Origin of the sequence: Streptacidiphilus alkalitolerans (assembly GCF_042511045.1) — a bacterium.
Lineage (GTDB): Bacteria > Actinomycetota > Actinomycetes > Streptomycetales > Streptomycetaceae > Streptacidiphilus > Streptacidiphilus alkalitolerans.
This window is the reverse complement of sequence record NZ_JBHEZX010000001.1, coordinates 533,137-548,297: the sequence shown is the minus strand read 5'-3', so window position 1 is coordinate 548,297 and position 15,161 is coordinate 533,137. Positions and strand designations below refer to the sequence as shown.

At 72.8% G+C, this 15,161-nt stretch carries 14 protein-coding genes; 8 read left to right on the top strand and 6 right to left on the bottom strand.

Annotated features, from left to right (window positions below):
- Positions 1-74: 74 nt before the first annotated feature.
- Positions 75-518 (top strand): ATP-binding protein, encoded by a 444-nt coding sequence (locus ACEZDG_RS02500; protein WP_380501705.1) that lies wholly within the window; start codon positions 75-77, stop codon positions 516-518.
- Positions 519-584: 66 nt separating this feature from the next.
- Entirely contained in the window at positions 585-1,460 is an 876-nt protein-coding gene (locus ACEZDG_RS02495; RefSeq protein WP_380501703.1) for a DNA-formamidopyrimidine glycosylase family protein, read from the top strand.
- Here ACEZDG_RS02495 and ACEZDG_RS02490 read toward each other — a convergent pair.
- The gene (locus ACEZDG_RS02490) at positions 1,433-1,702 is read right to left on the bottom strand and encodes a GlsB/YeaQ/YmgE family stress response membrane protein (protein WP_380501701.1); all 270 of its coding nucleotides are present in this window, start codon (positions 1,700-1,702) and stop codon (positions 1,433-1,435) included. The two genes, ACEZDG_RS02495 and ACEZDG_RS02490, sit on opposite strands and share 28 nt — an antisense overlap.
- 178 nt (positions 1,703-1,880) lie before the next feature.
- Here ACEZDG_RS02490 and ACEZDG_RS02485 point away from each other — a divergent pair, with 178 nt between their 5' ends.
- Complete coding sequence (locus ACEZDG_RS02485) at positions 1,881-2,450, top strand: DUF421 domain-containing protein (protein WP_380501699.1); 570 nt, start codon at positions 1,881-1,883, stop codon at positions 2,448-2,450.
- Between the two features lie 25 nt (positions 2,451-2,475).
- Here the strand turns inward: ACEZDG_RS02485 and ACEZDG_RS02480 are convergent, their stop codons facing one another.
- The gene (locus ACEZDG_RS02480) at positions 2,476-2,808 is read right to left on the bottom strand and encodes a nuclear transport factor 2 family protein (RefSeq protein WP_380501697.1); all 333 of its coding nucleotides are present in this window, start codon (positions 2,806-2,808) and stop codon (positions 2,476-2,478) included.
- A gap of 62 nt (positions 2,809-2,870) precedes the next feature.
- Entirely contained in the window at positions 2,871-3,692 is an 822-nt protein-coding gene (locus tag ACEZDG_RS02475) for a MerR family transcriptional regulator (protein ID WP_380501695.1), read from the bottom strand.
- A gap of 184 nt (positions 3,693-3,876) precedes the next feature.
- Here ACEZDG_RS02475 and ACEZDG_RS02470 point away from each other — a divergent pair, with 184 nt between their 5' ends.
- On the top strand, positions 3,877-5,295 hold the full coding sequence (locus ACEZDG_RS02470; protein WP_380501693.1) for a lamin tail domain-containing protein: 1,419 nt from the start codon (positions 3,877-3,879) through the stop codon (positions 5,293-5,295).
- Positions 5,296-5,378: 83 nt separating this feature from the next.
- On the opposite strand, the gene ACEZDG_RS02465 is transcribed toward ACEZDG_RS02470, so the two are convergent.
- Positions 5,379-6,446 carry a cation diffusion facilitator family transporter gene (locus tag ACEZDG_RS02465; RefSeq protein ID WP_380501691.1) on the bottom strand — a complete coding sequence of 356 codons (1,068 nt, stop codon included), beginning with the start codon at positions 6,444-6,446 and terminating at the stop codon, positions 5,379-5,381.
- 105 nt (positions 6,447-6,551) lie between these two features.
- Positions 6,552-7,451 carry an aminoglycoside phosphotransferase family protein gene (locus ACEZDG_RS02460; protein WP_380501689.1) on the bottom strand — a complete coding sequence of 300 codons (900 nt, stop codon included), beginning with the start codon at positions 7,449-7,451 and terminating at the stop codon, positions 6,552-6,554.
- 170 nt (positions 7,452-7,621) lie between these two features.
- Between ACEZDG_RS02460 and ACEZDG_RS02455 the strand changes: the two genes are divergently transcribed.
- From ACEZDG_RS02455 to ACEZDG_RS02445, 3 genes are all read left to right on the top strand, one after another.
- A complete protein-coding gene (locus ACEZDG_RS02455) occupies positions 7,622-11,209 on the top strand; it encodes a DNA polymerase III subunit alpha (protein ID WP_380501687.1) in 3,588 nt (1,195 codons plus the stop codon).
- The gene (locus ACEZDG_RS02450) at positions 11,179-12,204 is read left to right on the top strand and encodes a DNA polymerase Y family protein (RefSeq protein ID WP_380501685.1); all 1,026 of its coding nucleotides are present in this window, start codon (positions 11,179-11,181) and stop codon (positions 12,202-12,204) included. The genes ACEZDG_RS02455 and ACEZDG_RS02450 overlap by 31 nt, the downstream gene beginning before the upstream one ends.
- Positions 12,205-12,535: 331 nt before the next feature.
- Positions 12,536-13,264 (top strand): COG4705 family protein, encoded by a 729-nt coding sequence (locus tag ACEZDG_RS02445; protein WP_380501683.1) that lies wholly within the window; start codon positions 12,536-12,538, stop codon positions 13,262-13,264.
- 9 nt (positions 13,265-13,273) lie between these two features.
- Here ACEZDG_RS02445 and ACEZDG_RS02440 read toward each other — a convergent pair whose 3' ends face one another.
- Positions 13,274-14,134 carry an aldo/keto reductase gene (locus ACEZDG_RS02440; RefSeq protein ID WP_380501681.1) on the bottom strand — a complete coding sequence of 287 codons (861 nt, stop codon included), beginning with the start codon at positions 14,132-14,134 and terminating at the stop codon, positions 13,274-13,276.
- 110 nt (positions 14,135-14,244) lie between these two features.
- Here ACEZDG_RS02440 and ACEZDG_RS02435 point away from each other — a divergent pair, with 110 nt between their 5' ends.
- Positions 14,245-15,159, top strand: coding sequence for a LysR family transcriptional regulator (locus ACEZDG_RS02435; protein WP_380501679.1), 915 nt, complete (start codon positions 14,245-14,247; stop codon positions 15,157-15,159).
- The last annotated feature ends 2 nt before the right edge of the window (positions 15,160-15,161 follow it).

Below are 15,161 nucleotides of genomic sequence, written 5' to 3'. Positions count from 1 at the left end.
ACCGGGGTAGGGGATGCCCTGTCGTTCGAGTGGCTGACCGGGGCCCCGGGCGCGGTGCGGGAAAGCAGGCAGGGATGGACCAGGGAGCAGCGGTGCGGATGCAGCGGCAGGACCAGCTGTACGGTGCGCCGATCAGGGCCGGAGTCTCCTACGACGGCCGTCCCGGCACGATCGCCGCCGCGCGCGACTTCGTGGCCGGCTTCCTGCGGCAGGCCCAGGCCGAGCACGCGGTGCCGGTCACGGCGCTGCTGACCGAGGACGTCCGGCTGGTCGTGAGCGAGCTGGTCACCAATGCCGCCAAGTACGCGCCGGGGCCGTGCCTGCTCGACCTGGAGATCCTGGACGACATCCTGCGGATCACCCTCTGGGACACCGAGGCCGCGCTGCCCGTCCCGATCGGCGCCGACCCGGGCCGGGTGGGCTGCCACGGGATGGAGATCGTGCTCGCGCTGTGCCGCCGCTACGAGGTCGAGCGCCAGGCCGGCGGCAAGCGGGTGCAGGTCGACCTCGCGCTCTGAGGCCGGCGGCTCCGCCCCCGCAAGGTGGTTTCGTCCCCGGCCGCAGCGGCCGGGTAGCGTGGTCGCATGCCCGAGGGTGATTCGGTGTTCCGCGTGGCCGCGCAGCTGCAGCAGGTGCTGGGCGGGCGCGTGCTCACGCTCGCGGACCTGCGGGTGCCCGCCCATGCCACGGCCGACCTGGTGGGACGCCGGGTGCTGGAGGTCGCACCGCGCGGGAAGCACCTGCTGACCCGGCTGGACGGCGGGCTCACCCTGCACACGCATCTGCGGATGGACGGCCGGTGGAAGGTGTTCACCGCCGGTGAACGCTGGACCGGCGGCGCCGACTGGCAGATCCGCGCCGTGCTCGGGACGGCCGGGCACACCGCCGTCGGCTACCGCCTGCCGGTGGTCGAACTGCTGCCCACCGCACAGGAGGAGAGCACGGTCGGCCACCTCGGACCCGATCTGCTGGGGCCCGGCTGGGACGCCGAGGAGGCGCTGCGGCGGCTGCTCGCACAGCCGGAGCGGCCGATCGCGCCCGCGCTGCTCGACCAGTGCAATCTGGCCGGCATCGGCAACGTCTACGCCAATGAGCTGTGCTTCATGGCCGGGGTCACCCCGTGGACGCCGGTCGGGCAGGTGGCCCGGCTGGACCGGGTGGTGGCCCTGGCCCACCGGCTGCTGGGGCTCAACCGGCTGCGCCACGGCCATGTCACCACCGGCGACACCCGGGTCGACCGGCGGCACTGGGTCTACGGCCGGGCCCGGCAGCCCTGCCGCCGCTGCGGCACCCCGGTCCGGACGACCGGCTTCGGGGCGGCCGGTCCGGGGGCGTCGGCGCAGGACCGGGTCGTGTTCTGGTGCCCGCGCTGCCAGAGCGGCCCCACCGGTGCGAGCACCGATGGGGCCGGGGGGAGTCGGACAACCGAGGGTCAGACCCGTCGGCGGCGATTGGTGTAGGCCGGGGTGGCCAGGGCGACCAGGACCGCGGCCACGCCTATCTGCAGCAGGTGGCGGATCCAGTCGATGCCGTTGGTGTGACGTACGCCGACGTAGTTGGAGATCCAGTTGCCGATGAGCGCGCCGACGATGCCGAAAATGATCGTCAGCAGGATCGGGACGGGGTTGCGGCCAGGGACAGCGAGCTTCGCGAGCACGCCGATGACCAGGCCTTCGAGGATGAGCCAGACGAGCCAGAGCACGATGCCTCCTGATGCAGTATCAGTTCCTTGGTCACTGACTGGAACTGCCGACATCTCGCATGTGCCCGGCAACGGGCGGGCCATGCCTGCCGCGGGTCGGTGAACTCCGCGGGCCGCCCCGCGCCGGATACTGGGCCGGATACCGGGCCGTGCGAAACGTTGCTGAAGGGGAGAGTCCATGTGGCATGACCTGTGGTCGGTCCAGGTGCCGATCGCGGAGAAGGTGATCCGCACGGTGCTGGTCTACGCGCTGCTGCTGGTGCTGTTCCGGGTGGCGGGCAAGCGCGGGCTCGCCAATCTGAACACCTTCGACTTCGTGGTGATCTTCCTGCTGTCCAATGTGGTGCAGAACGCGATCATCGGGGCGGACAACAGCCTGCTGGGCGGCGTCATCGGCGCGGTCACCCTGGTCGTCGTCAACGCGGGCGTCACCAGCTGGCTGGCCCGCGACAGCCGCGCCGAACGCCTGCTGGAGGGCACGCCGACCACGGTGATCGAGGACGGCGCGGTGGTGCCGGGGGCGCTGCGGAAGCTGTCGCTGCGCAGCGGTGAGATCGAACAGGCCGTGCGGCTGCAGAACGGCGACAGCATCGACGGCGTCGCCCTCGGCAGCCTGGGCCCCGACGGCCAACTGGTGATCACCCTCAAGCGCGACGAGCAGAACGCCACCCGGGGCGACGTCGAGGCGCTGCAGGCCCGCCTCGCCGCGATCGAGGAGCTGCTGGCCGACCTGGCCGCCCGACCCTGACCCCGGGTCGGATGGTGACCCCGGGTCAGCCCAGGATCGTCAGCGACGCGATCCGGTCGTCCCGGAGCGCGAAGTGGAAGTACAGCGTGACGGGGCTGCCGGGGAAGTCGCCGGCGACCTCCACGGCCACGACGGTGCGGTCGGCGACCGCTGCCACGTCCTCGACGGCGTAGGTCGCGCCGACCGCCTTGCTGGCCTTCTCGTTCCAGGCCCGGATCGCGTCGCTGCCCCGGTACTCGTTGCCCTCGTCGGTGATCACCGCGTCCTCGGTGAGCGCGGCGAGCAGGGCGTCGCTGTCGTGGGCCTGCTTGGCCTCCAGGTAGGCGGCGACGGGGGCGGGGAGTGTGGTGACGGACATGGCCTTCTCCAGTTCGGTGTGTTCGGTGTGTGGGTCTGTTCGGTTCGCGGGGCCGGTGCTGCTCAGCGGTCGCCGGTGCGGAACACCGGCCAGGCGATCTCGGTCCGCCAGCGGGTGGCGTCCGGGGTGTCGAAGCGGTCGGTCAGGTAGTACTCGCGTACCGGCCCCTCGACGCCCAGCGCGTGCTCGGCGACGTAGGTGCCCAGCGCGCCGTAGGTACGGTCGGCGTCCGCGTGCGAGCCGCAGTGGGTGCTGACCGCCAGTTCGGCGCCCGGCACCCGCAGGGCCCTGGTCCGTCCCAGCGCCGCCGGAGGCTGCGCGACGGGGACGAACGCGACGATCTCGCCGCACTCGTCCGCGAACAGCTCGGTGGCGAGGAGCGCCCCGTACGGGCCGTCCGCCACCGCGCCCAGGCCGCGCAGCGCGCCGTGCAGCTCGTCGAAGGCGGACTGCCACCAGCGGCCCAGGTCGTCCAGGTGCACGGTCCCGGTGATCGCCAGGGCGGTCACCTCCGGTACCGTCCGGTGCTCCACCGGGACCGGCAGGTCCGGATGCTCGATCAGTGCGCGCAGTGACTCCACCGCTGATCGGGTCTGCTCCAGCTGGTCCTGCATCCGGTCGAGATGCGCCAGGATCAGCCGGTTCCGGACGGCCGGATCGTCGGTAGCGAGCACGGCCCCGACCTGCTCCACCGGCATCCCCAGCTCCCGGAACCGCCGGATCACCTGCGCCGCCGGGACCTGCCCGGTGACGTAGTAGCGGTACCCGGTGGCCGGGTCGACCTCGGCCGGCTCCAGCAGTCCCACCTGGTGGTAGTGCCGCAGCGTCTTGACGCTGAGGTGCGTCATCCGGGAGAAGTCGCCGATCGCCAGCCGTGTGTCCATGTCCGCCAGTGTTCGCCCTCCCGCAGGGGGAGAGTCAACGCGGCGCGCGGCAGTTCGAACGCTTAACTACCCGTACTGTTCGCGGCCTGTTCAGACCAGGGTCGCCGGTGTGCCCGAAGCTTCGCCGGGAGCGCGAGCGCGCTCCTCGCCTGCTCGTCCACCCACATGAAGAGGACCGGCCATCTTGCGTACGCACTGGCGTAGACAAGTCTCCATCACCGCCGTTGCCCTTGCCTTCCTCGCTCTCGGCCTGTCCGGTGTGCCGGCCTCGGCGCAGAGCCAGTCCACGGTGCGGATCAACGAAGTCGAGTCGAGCGGCGGCAGCCCCGGCGACTGGATCGAGCTTGTGAACACCGGGACCTCCGCGGTCGACATCTCCCAGTGGGTCGTCAAGGACAACGACGACTCGCACTCGTACAAGATCGCCAAGAACACCTCGCTGGCCGCGGGCGCGTTCCTGGCACTGGACGTCGAATCCTCGTTCGGGCTGGGGAGTTCGGACTCCGCGCGGCTGTTCACCTCGGACGGCTCGACGCTGGTGGACTCCTACACCTGGACCGACCACGCCAGCACCACGTACGGGCGCTGCCCGGACGGCACCGGGGCGTTCACCACCACCCTCGCCCCGACCAAGGGCGCGCCCAACTCCTGTGCCGGAAGCGGCGGCGGGGGCAGCCAGCCGACCCACGGCGCCTGGCCGGGCGGCTCCGCGGTGACCATCGCCGACGCCTCGAACGTGTTCGGCGAGAACCTCAGCGGCCTGTCCTTCGAGAGCCCCAGTGTGCTGTGGGCCGTGGACAACGGTCCGAGCAAGCTCTACCGGCTGGTGCCCAACGGCGCTACCTGGAAGCCCGATACGACCGGTGGCTGGTCCTCGGGCAAGGCCCTGCACTACCCGGGCGGCAGCGGCGACCCCGACTCGGAGGGCGTGGTCACCACCCCCGACGGGATGTTCGTCTCCACCGAGCGCGACAACAGCCACGACTCCACCAGCAAGCCGGAGATCCTGCGCTTCGACGCCACCTCCACCGCCTCCTCGCTGAACGCGACCGGCGAGTGGAACCTCACCTCCGACCTGCCCTCCGTCGACGCCAACTCCGGCCTCGAGGGCGTCTCCTGGATCCCCGACTCCTTCCTGACCGCGCACGGCTTCCGCGACCAGCACACCGGCGCCGCCTACAACCCGGCCAACTACGCCAACCACGGCACCGGCCTGTACTTCGCCGGCCTTGAGGCCAACGGCACCGTCTACGCCTACGCCCTCAACCTGACCAGCGGCGCGTACACCCGGGTCGCCACCATCGCCAGCGGCTTCCCGGCCGTGATGGACCTGGAGTTCGAGCCCGCCACCGGACACCTGTGGGCGGCCTGCGACGACACCTGCCAGGGCCAGACCGCGACCCTGGACATCAACGCCCAGGGCCAGTTCGCCCTCACCGCCACCTACGACCGCCCCAGCGGGATGGCCAACTACAACAACGAGGGCTTCGCCATCGCGCCCCAGTCCACCTGCACCGGCGGCCACAAGCCGGTCGTCTGGTCCGACGACGCCAACGACGGCGGCCACGCCCTGCGGGCCGGCACCCTGAACTGCACCCCCTGACAGCAGTGGGGTGGATGGAGCAGTAGCGAAGGCCGCGGTCCTCCCGGACCGCGGCCTTCGTCCGTATCGCGTGCCGGCGGTGCTCAGGCGTCGGCGTGGTGGGTGAGCGGGGCGTGCGGGTCGGTGCCGTGGGCCGCCAGGTGGTCGGTGTGCACGGTGGCGGCGGTCAGCCGCGGGACGGCGTGGATCAGGGCGTGCTCGGCCGACACGGCCACGGTGTGGGCCTGGACGACGGTCAGCCGGGGGTCCACGACGATGTCCGCCTCGGCCCGCAGCGCGTGGCCGATCCAGCGCATCCGCACCTGCCCGGTGCCCAGCACGCCGTCGACGCCGCGCAGGGCGGCTTCGGCGCGGTCGACCAGGGCCGGGTCCACGGAGTCCATCAGCCGCCGGTAGACCTCGCGGGCGGCGTCCTTGAGGACCATCACGATGGCCAGGGTGATCAGCAGGCCGATGACCGGGTCCGCCCGGCGCAGGCCGAGCGCCGCCCCGCCGGCGCCCAGCAGGACGGCCAGCGAGGTGAAGCCGTCGGTACGCGCGTGCAGGCCGTCGGCGACCAGGGCGGCCGAACCGATCCTGCGTCCGGTGCCGATGCGGTGGCGGGCGACCCACTCGTTGCCGACGAAGCCGACCACCGCGGCGGTCGCCACCGCCCACAGGTGGCTCACGTCGCGCGGGTTCAGCAGCCGGTCCACGGCCTCGTAGGCGGCCAGCGCGGAGGAGGCGGCGATGGTGAGCACGATCGCGATACCGGCCAGGTCCTCGGCGCGGCCGTAGCCGTAGGTGTAGCGGCGGTTCGCCGTCCGGCGTCCCAGGACGAACGCGAGACCCAGCGGGACCGCGGTCAGTGCGTCGGCGGCGTTGTGGACGGTGTCGCCCAGCAGCGCCACCGATCCCGACAGCGCCACCACCACCGCCTGGACCAGTGCGGTCGCCCCCAGGACGGCCAGCGAGAGCCACAGGGTCCGCATCCCCTCGCGGGAGGCCTCCATGGCGGAGTCGACCTTGTCCACGGCCTCGTGGCTGTGCGGGGCGACCAGGTGCGAGAGCCGGTGCCGCAGCGGGTGCCGACTCTCACCGTGGTCGTGGCTATGGCTGTGGTCGTGGCTGTGGTCCGCGGGGTGTTCGTGAGGGTGCCGGTTGTCCTCCATGCGGGCCACCGTGTCATAGGGAACCCATTGCAGCGACCCCCGTCATACTGGCTCTGAGCAGTTGCGACGCATGCGCAACTGCTGGGCGCGGCGCCGGTGCCGGCGTCAGAGGCCCTTCAGGACACGGTCGAGCGCCGACCGGCCCGCAGGTCCCCAGTTCGACTTGCCGCCGGGCAGGCCGCGGTCCCCGCTCTGGCCCATCAGCATCAGGAACAGGCACTTCATCGCGGCCAGCCCGCGCGCCCGTCGGACCGCCGCCTCGTCCGCCTGCGCATAGCCGTCGAAGAACCGTGCGGCGGCGCCCGCGGGGAGCAGCAGCCAGGCGGCGGAGAGGTCCCAGGCCGGGTCGCCGGCGAAGACGTTGCCGAAGTCGACGATGCCCGCCAGCGTCCCGTCCGCGACGACGACGTTCGCGGGATGCAGGTCGCCGTGCACCCACACCCGCGGGCCCTGCCAGGCGGGAGCCGTGACCGCGTCGTCCCAGACGGCCCGGATGTCGGCGGCGGCGAAGCGGCCCAGGTCCACGTCCCGCAGGAAGTTCTCAAAGCCCTGCGTGTACTCCTCGGGGTGGCCGCCGCGGTCCGAGGCGTCCGGCGCCTCGGCGGGCGCCTCCATGTGCAGCGCCTTGAGGAAGGCCGCCAGGATGTCGGCCGCGTGGTCGCCGCGGGTGATCGAGCCGTGGTCCAGCGGCGTGCCCTCGACCCAGGTCATGACGGTCCAGATCTTGGGGAAGCGCTCGGACGGCGCACCGGCCCGCACCGGGACCGGGATCGGCAGCGGCAGGCGTGAGGCCAGGGTCGGCAGCCAGCGGCGCTCCTTGAGCTGCGGCTCCGGGCTGGTGTCCATCCGCTGCATCCGGACCGCCAGTTCGTCCCCGAGGCGCCACATCTGGTTGCCCCAACCGCCCTCCACCGGGCGGACGGGCAGCTCGGCCAGATCCGGATGCTGGTCCCGCAGCAGGTCGCGGACCAGTTCCTCGCTGATCCCACTCTCGGATTCGATCATGCGAAGTCACAGTACTCGCGGCAGGCGGAGGCGTCCGCCGTTCGTCACTGCTGACCCAGGAGCTTCACTGCTACCCTCACGATCGAATAGATGTTCGAACAGTGACGTACGATAAGGGGCTAAAGGGAGATGTCGGGCATGAGGGCGAGCGGGAGGAGGGAGGCCGTGGTGTGTTTACGCATCTGCAGGTCGCATCCGGCTACTCCCTGCGCTTCGGCGCCTCCCACCCCGACGCCCTGGTGCGCCGGGCGGTCGAGCACCGCATGGGGGCGCTGGCGCTGACCGACCGCGACACCGTGTCGGGCGCGGTCAGGTTCGCGAAGGCATGCGCGCGGCACGGGGTGCGGCCGGTGTTCGGCGCCGATCTGGCCGTCGCGGCGTTCGAATCCGCCCCGTCGGCGGCGGTCCCACCGGCACCTCCGGTACCGGCGGTGCCGACCGTCACACGCCGGTCGCCGGTGCGCGGAGGCGCGTTCGTGGACGAGTCCGCGCCCCGGGTGACCCTGCTGGCGCGGGACCGGACCGGCTGGGCGGCGCTCTGCCGCCTGCTGAGCGCCGCCCACGCCGACCCGGGGTCGCGGCAGCCGCTGCTGGCCCGGTCGGCCCTGCGGCAGTGGGGGGACAACGACGGCCTGACCGTGCTGCTCGGCCCGGACTCCGAGCCGCTCCGCGCGCTGGCCGCGGGCCGTCCGGACCGGGCCACCGCGCTGCTGGCGCCGTGGCGCGAACTGTTCGGCGACCGGCTGCGGCTGGCCGCGGTGGCCCACCACCGGGGCGGCACCGGGCCCGGCTCGCTGCGCCTGGCCGCGCGTACCGTCGGCCTGGCCGCGGACCTCGGCATCGAGGCGGTCCTCAGCAACGCCGTGCGCTACGCCGACCCGGCGCAGGCCTCGGTCGCCGACGTCCTGGACGCCGCCCGCCGGCTCGTCCCGATCGACGAGCGCCGGCTCGACGGCGGGCAGCGCTGGCTCAGGCCCGAGGTCGACATGCGGCGGATCGCCGAGCACATCGCCGCGGCCGCAGGCCAGGAGCACGGCGGGGCGGCCCGCCTGCTCGCGGCGACCGAGCGCACCGCGGAGCAGTGCCGGGTGGACCCGTACGCGGATCTGGGCCTGGCGGATCCGGACCCGAGGGCGGGCCTGATCCGGGGCCGGGAGCACCTCCCCGAGCCCTTCACGGTGGGCGCGGGACGGCGCTCGGCGCGCCGGGTGCTGGAGTCCCGGACGATCTCGGCGATGCTCCGGCACGGCTACCACCGGGACCAGGACATGCTGCGGCGGCTGCGTTCGGAGCTGGAGATCATCCGGAACCGGGGCTTCGAGACCTACTTCCTCACCGTCGCCGCCGTGGTCGACGACGCCCGCGGCCTGGGCATCAGGACCGCCGCCCGGGGCTCGGCGGCCGGTTCGCTGGTGGTGCACCTGCTGGGGATCGCCACCGCGAACCCGGTCGAGCACGGCCTGCTGATGGAGCGTTTCCTGTCCCCGCTGCACCGGCTGCTCCCGGACATCGACGTCGATGTGGAGTCCGCGCGCCGATTGGAGGTCTACCGGGCCGCGTTCGAACGTTTTGGCGCGGAGCGGGTGGCCGCGGTGGCGATGCCGGAGACCTACCGGGTCCGCCATGCGATCAGGGACGTCGGCGCCGCCCTGGGCATCGACCCGGAGGAGACCGGGCGGCTGGCGAAGGCGTTCCCGCACATCCGCGCCCGCGACGCCCGCTCCGCCCTGGCCGAGCTGCCCGAACTGCGGGAGGTGGCGGCGCACGCGGAGAAGTACGGGCGGCTGTGGGAGCTGGTCGAGGGCCTGGACGCGCTGCCGCGCGGCATCGCCATGCACCCCTGCGGGGTCATCCTGTCCGACGCCACACTGCTCGACCGCACCCCGGTGCTGCCCACCCCCGGGGAGAACCTGCCGATGAGCTTCTTCGACAAGGAGGACGTCGAGGACCTCGGCCTGCTCAAACTGGACATCCTGGGCGTGCGGATGCAGTCGGCGATGGCGCACGCGGTCACCGAGATCCACCGCACCACCGGTGACCGCATCGACCTGGACGACTCGGCCCAGGTCCCGCCGGGGGACCCGGCCACCTACGAACTGATCCGCAGCTCGCAGACCCTGGGCTGCTTCCAGATCGAGTCACCGGGCCAGCGGGAGCTGATCGGGCGGCTGCAGCCGGAGGACTTCCACGACCTGGTCGTGGACATCAGCCTGTTCCGTCCCGGGCCGGTCGCGGCCGACATGATCAGCCCGTTCATCGCGGCCCGGCACGGCAAGCGCGAGCCCTCCTACCCGCACGAAGATCTGCGTCCGGCCCTGGAGGGGACGCTGGGCGTGGTGGTCTTCAACGAGCAGGTCATGCAGATGTTCTCGGTGATGACCAAATGGGGTCTCGGCTGGGGGGACGCCGCCCGCCGGGCGATGGGCGACAAGGAGCGGCTGCCCCAGGTCGAGGCCTGGTTCCGGAGGGAGGCCGGGAAGCAGGGGTACGCGCGGCAGGTCGTCGACGAGGTCTGGGGGATCCTGCTCGCCATGTCCTCGTACGGCTTCGCCAAGGCCCACGCGGTGGCGTTCGCGGTGCCCACGTACCAGTCGGCCTGGCTCAAGGCGCACCACCCGGCCGCGTTCTACTCCGGGCTGCTGACCCACGACCCGGGGATGTACCCGGCCCGGCTGATCCTGGCCGACGCGCGGCGGCGCGGGGTGCCGATCCTGCCCCTGGACGTGCGGCACTCCGCCGCCGACTACCGCACCGAGCCGGTCGACACCCCGGCGGGCCGGCGCTGGGGCGTGCGGCTGGCGCTGTCCGGGGTGCAGGGCATCACGGCCGAGCAGACCGCCCGGATCGTGGCCGGCCGCCCCTACGCCTCCGTCTCGGACTGGTTCACCCGCGCCCGTCCCGCGCTGCCGGTGGCCGAACGCCTGGTCCGGGTCGGCGCCCTGGACGCACTGGCCCCGGGACAGCACCGGCGCGACCTGCTGCTGCAGATCACCGAGCTGCACCGGCAGCAGCGGAGCACGGCCATCCCCACCCAGCTCACCCTGGCCGGGGACGACACCACCACCCCGGCCCCGACCGGCCTGCCGGTGATGACCGCCAAGGAGGAGCTCGGCGCGGAGCTGGCCGTGCTGGGCCTGGACGTCTCCCGGCATCTGATCACCGATCACCACCAGCTGCTGGCCGAGCTCGGAGCCACCCCGGCGCACCGCCTGGCCGAGCTGAGGACGGGGGAGCAGGTCCTGGTGGCCGGGGCCAAGGTCGCCAACCAGACCCCGCCGAACCGGACCGGCAAACGCATCCTGTTCGCCACCCTGGACGACGGCACCGGGCTGGTCGACCTCGCCTTCTTCGACGACGCCCAGCACTGCGCGCACACCGTCTTCCACAGCTTCCTGCTGCTGGTGCGCGGCACCGTCGCCCGCCGCGGCCCGCGCAGCCTCAGCGTGGTCGGCGCCCAGGCCTGGAACCTCGCCGAACTCGCCGCCGCGCGGGAGGCCGGCGGCCTGGACGCGGTCCGCCGACTGCTCGCCGCGCCACGCGGCTCCGACCCCAGCTCCGACGCCGACTCCGACCCCGACCCCGACGCCGCTCCGGACGCCGAGGGCGCGACCGGTGCCCGGGCCCCGGGCTCCGCCGGCCGGGTGCTGACCCTGCCCACCGGCTACACCCTCGCCCCCTGGGCCGACCTGCAGCCCGCCGGCGACGAGACCACCGCCACCCGCAAGCTGTGGACCTCCAGCCCCGGCAGCGCCGGATGAGCCGCACCCTCGCCTACGCGCACCTGCACCGGCCGGCCCTGGAGACCTACCGGCAGGTGTTCACCGTGCTGGCCGACCTCACCCCCGTGGTCCAGGCGCTGCCGCCGTACGCCGCGCTGCTGGACCTCACCGGCGCCCTGCGCTACTTCGACCGCACCCCCGCCGAGCTCGCCCAGCTGCTCCAGCTCAAGGTCGTGGCCCGCTTCGGCATCCAGACCACGGTCGGCATCGGCCCCAACCGGATGCTGGCGACCCTCGCCGCGCAGACCGCCACCCCCGACGCCGCCCACGTCCTGCCCGACGACCCGCAGCAGATCACCGGGTTCCTCGATCCGTTCCCGGTCCAGGTGCTGCCCGACGTCGGCGCCAGGACCAGCCGCGCGCTGGCCGGGTACGGGCTGACCACCGTGGCCGACCTGCGGACCGTCCCGCTGGCCACGCTGCAGCGGATCACCACCGCGAGCACCGGACGGCTGCTGGCCGAGCGGGCGCGGGGCCACGATCCGCGTACCGTCCGCCCCGGCGGACCGCCCGTCGTCCTCACCGCCCGCCGCGGTTTCGACCGCGACACCGTCGACTCCGACACCGCCCGCCGCGCCCTGCTCTCCACCGCCCTGGAGCTGGGGGCCCAGCTGCGCGGCAGCGGCCAGGTCACCGGCCGGCTCGAACTGGAGGTCCGCTACGCCGACCGCTCCGTCACCACCCGGGCCCGCACCCTGCGCGAGCCCACCGACCACACCGCCGCCCTCCAGCAGCAGCTGCACGACCTCTACAGCAGCCTCGGGCTGCAGCGCGCCCGCCAGCGCTCGCTGACCGTGCGGGCGCAGGCGCTGCGCCCGGTCGAATCCGCGAGCGTGCAGCTGAGCTTCGACCGCCGCACCGAACGGGGACGCCGCCTCGACCCGGTCGTCGACCGCGCCACCACCCGCTTCGGCCCGCACGCGCTCACCCGAGCGGCCCTGGTCACCGGTCCTCCCGCTGCGGTCAGGCCCTGAGCCGTCGCCGGGTCCGCCTGTTACCCCAGTGTTAGGCCCGGGCCGGGAGAGTAGCCCGGTCAACACCCTGCACCAGGAGGGAGCCCGGCGATGTCGCGTGAGCGCCTGCGGCAGTGGCTGCGGACCTTTGACGGTCGTGAAGCACTGCTGTTCGTTGCCCAGGCGGTCGTGCTGTGGTTCGTTTCCACCTGGCCGTCATGAACCAACGGGTCATGCACTCACGGGCCGTCAACTCATAGATGGGTACGTCATCATTTCCGCCACCCCGACGACGACTGGCCAACTCCGGAGGAGCGGGTCGCCGGCACCCGTCCGGCACGCACTGAGCAAGGTGCCGGAGGTGACCCTCTACTTCTGGATCACCAAGGTGCTCACCACCGGGATGGGCGAGACCACCTCCGACTTCATGGCCACCCATCTGAACCAGGTGATCGCGGTCGCCCTGGGCGGGCTCGCCTTCGTGGCGGCGCTGATGCTGCAGTTCTCGGCGCGCCGCTACACGGCGTGGATCTACTGGACCGCCGTGGTCATGGTCAGTGTCTTCGGGACGATGGCCGCCGATGTGCTGCACGTCGCCCTGGGCATCCCCTACGTGGTGTCCACGGTGTTCTTCACGGTCGTCCTCGCCGCCGTGCTGGGCACGTGGTACGCGGTGGAGCGGACGCTGTCGATCCACAGCATCCACACCCGGCGCCGCGAGGGCTTCTACTGGGCCACCGTCATGGCCACCTTCGCGCTGGGCACCGCCCTCGGCGACTGGACCGCGACCACCCTGCACCTGGGCTACTTCTCCTCCGGGGTGCTGTTCGCCGTGCTGATCGCGGTCCCGACCGCGGCCCACCGGTGGTTCCGGCTGAACCCCGTCCTGGCCTTCTGGTTCGCCTACATCGTCACCCGTCCGCTCGGTGCCTCCTTCGCCGACTGGATGGCGGTCTCCCACGTCCGCGGCGGGCTGGCCTGGGGGACCGGACCGGTCAGCCTGGCCTGGGCGGTGGCCATCCTCGGCTTCGTGGCCTACCTGGCGCTCTCCCGCAAGGACGTCGCGCCGACCGAGTCCTGACGAAGGGCCTCAGGCCGGGTCGAGCCGGCCCAGCTCCTCGAACGACAGGTTGAGGTCCAGCGCCGCGACCGAGTCGCGGACGGTCTCCGGACGGGACGAGCCCGGGATCGGGACCACCACCGGTGCCTTGGCCAGCATCCAGGCCAGGCAGACCTGTTGGGCGCTGACCCCGTGCTCCCGCGCCACCTCCGCGAACGCGGCGAAGCGCGAACCCAGCTGCCCGGCCTGGGAGATGCCGCCGAGCGGGCTCCACGGGAGGAAGGCGATGCCGAGCTCCGCGCACAGGTCCAGCTCCGGCTCGCTGGAGCGGAAGGCCGGGGAGAACTGGTTCTGCACGCTGACCAGCCGTCCGCCCAGGATCTCGTTCGCCTGCCGGATCTGCTCCGGGTTCGCGTTGGAGATGCCGGCGGCACGGATCTTGCCCGCGTCGAGCAGGTCGCGGATCGCTCCGACCGACTCCGCGTAGGGGACCTTCGGGTCCGGGCGGTGGAACTGGTAGAGGCCGATGGCCTCCACACCGAGCCGCTTGAGCGAGGCCTCGCAGGCCCGCTTCAGGTACTCCGGCGACCCGTCCAGGGTCCACGACCCGTCGCCGGGGCGCAGGTGGCCGCCCTTGGTGGCGATCAGCACCTCGGAGCCGCCGCGGCCGAAGCTCGCCACCGCCCGGGCGATCAGGGACTCGTTGTGGCCGACCTCGTCCGCGTCCCGGTGGTAGGCGTCGGCGGTGTCGATCAGCGTCACGCCGGCCTCCAGGGCCGCGTGGATCGCCGCGACGCTGCGCTGCTCGTCCGGCCGCCCCTCGATGGACATCGGCATTCCGCCGAGACCGATGGCACTGACCTTGACGTCGCCGATGGTGCGCGTGTGCATGGGCATGTCTCCTCGGGGGTTTCTGATCCGGCGTTCCCAGCCTGCACCTCAGCCGATTAAGCTGTCCAACAGAAGATACTGATTCCTTTGAGCGGCTCGGGTGATGAATCGTGGAACTGCGGCAACTCGAGTACTTCGTCGCCGTCGCGGAGGAGTGCCACTTCACCAGGGCGGCCAAGCGGCTGCAGGTGGCCCAGTCCGGACTGTCGGCCTCGATCCGCTCGCTGGAGCGTGAGCTGGGGGCCGCGCTGTTCCTGCGCAGCACCCGGTCGGTGGAGCTGACCGCGGCCGGACAGGCCCTGCTGGTCGAGGCCCGGCGGGCGCTGTCCGCGACCGACGCGGCCAAGGACGCCGTCGCCGCGGTGCAGGGCCTGCTGCGGGGGAGCCTGTCCATCGGCTCGCTGCAGTGCCTGCACGTGGTGCACCTGCCGGCGGTGCTGGCCCGGTTCGCCGCCGCCTACCCCGGCCTGGAGATCCGGCTCTGCCAGGGCGGATCCAACGAGCTGACCGAGCAGGTGCGCACCGGACGGCTGGACCTCGCCTTTGTCTCCCGTCCCGCCCGGAGCACCGAGGCGCTGCTGGTGGAGACCCTCGCCGACGAGCCGCTGGTCCTCGCCTGCGGGCCGGGGCACCCGTTCGCGGCGCGGGCCCAGGTCGATCCGGCCGAGCTGCGCGCGGAGCGGTTCGTCGACTTCCAGCCGGACTGGGGGACCCGCGACCTGGCCGACCGGGTGCTCGCCGACGCGGGGGTGGACCGCCGGGTCGCGCTGGAGGTGACCGATGTGCACTCGCTGCTCGACCTGGTGACCTTCGGGCTCGGCGTCGCCCTGGTCCCGCAGTCCTTCGCGGCCAAGACCGACCGCGCGCACTTCGTCCCGCTGGCCGGGGTCCTCCCGTGCTGGGAGACGGTCACGGTCACCGGCGACCCGGTCAACCCGGCGGCGGCGGCGCTGCTGCGCGAGGTCCACCGGGCCAGGAGCGGGGCCGGGAGCGGCCACAGCCCAGTCGTCGCGGCGGTCGGCTGACC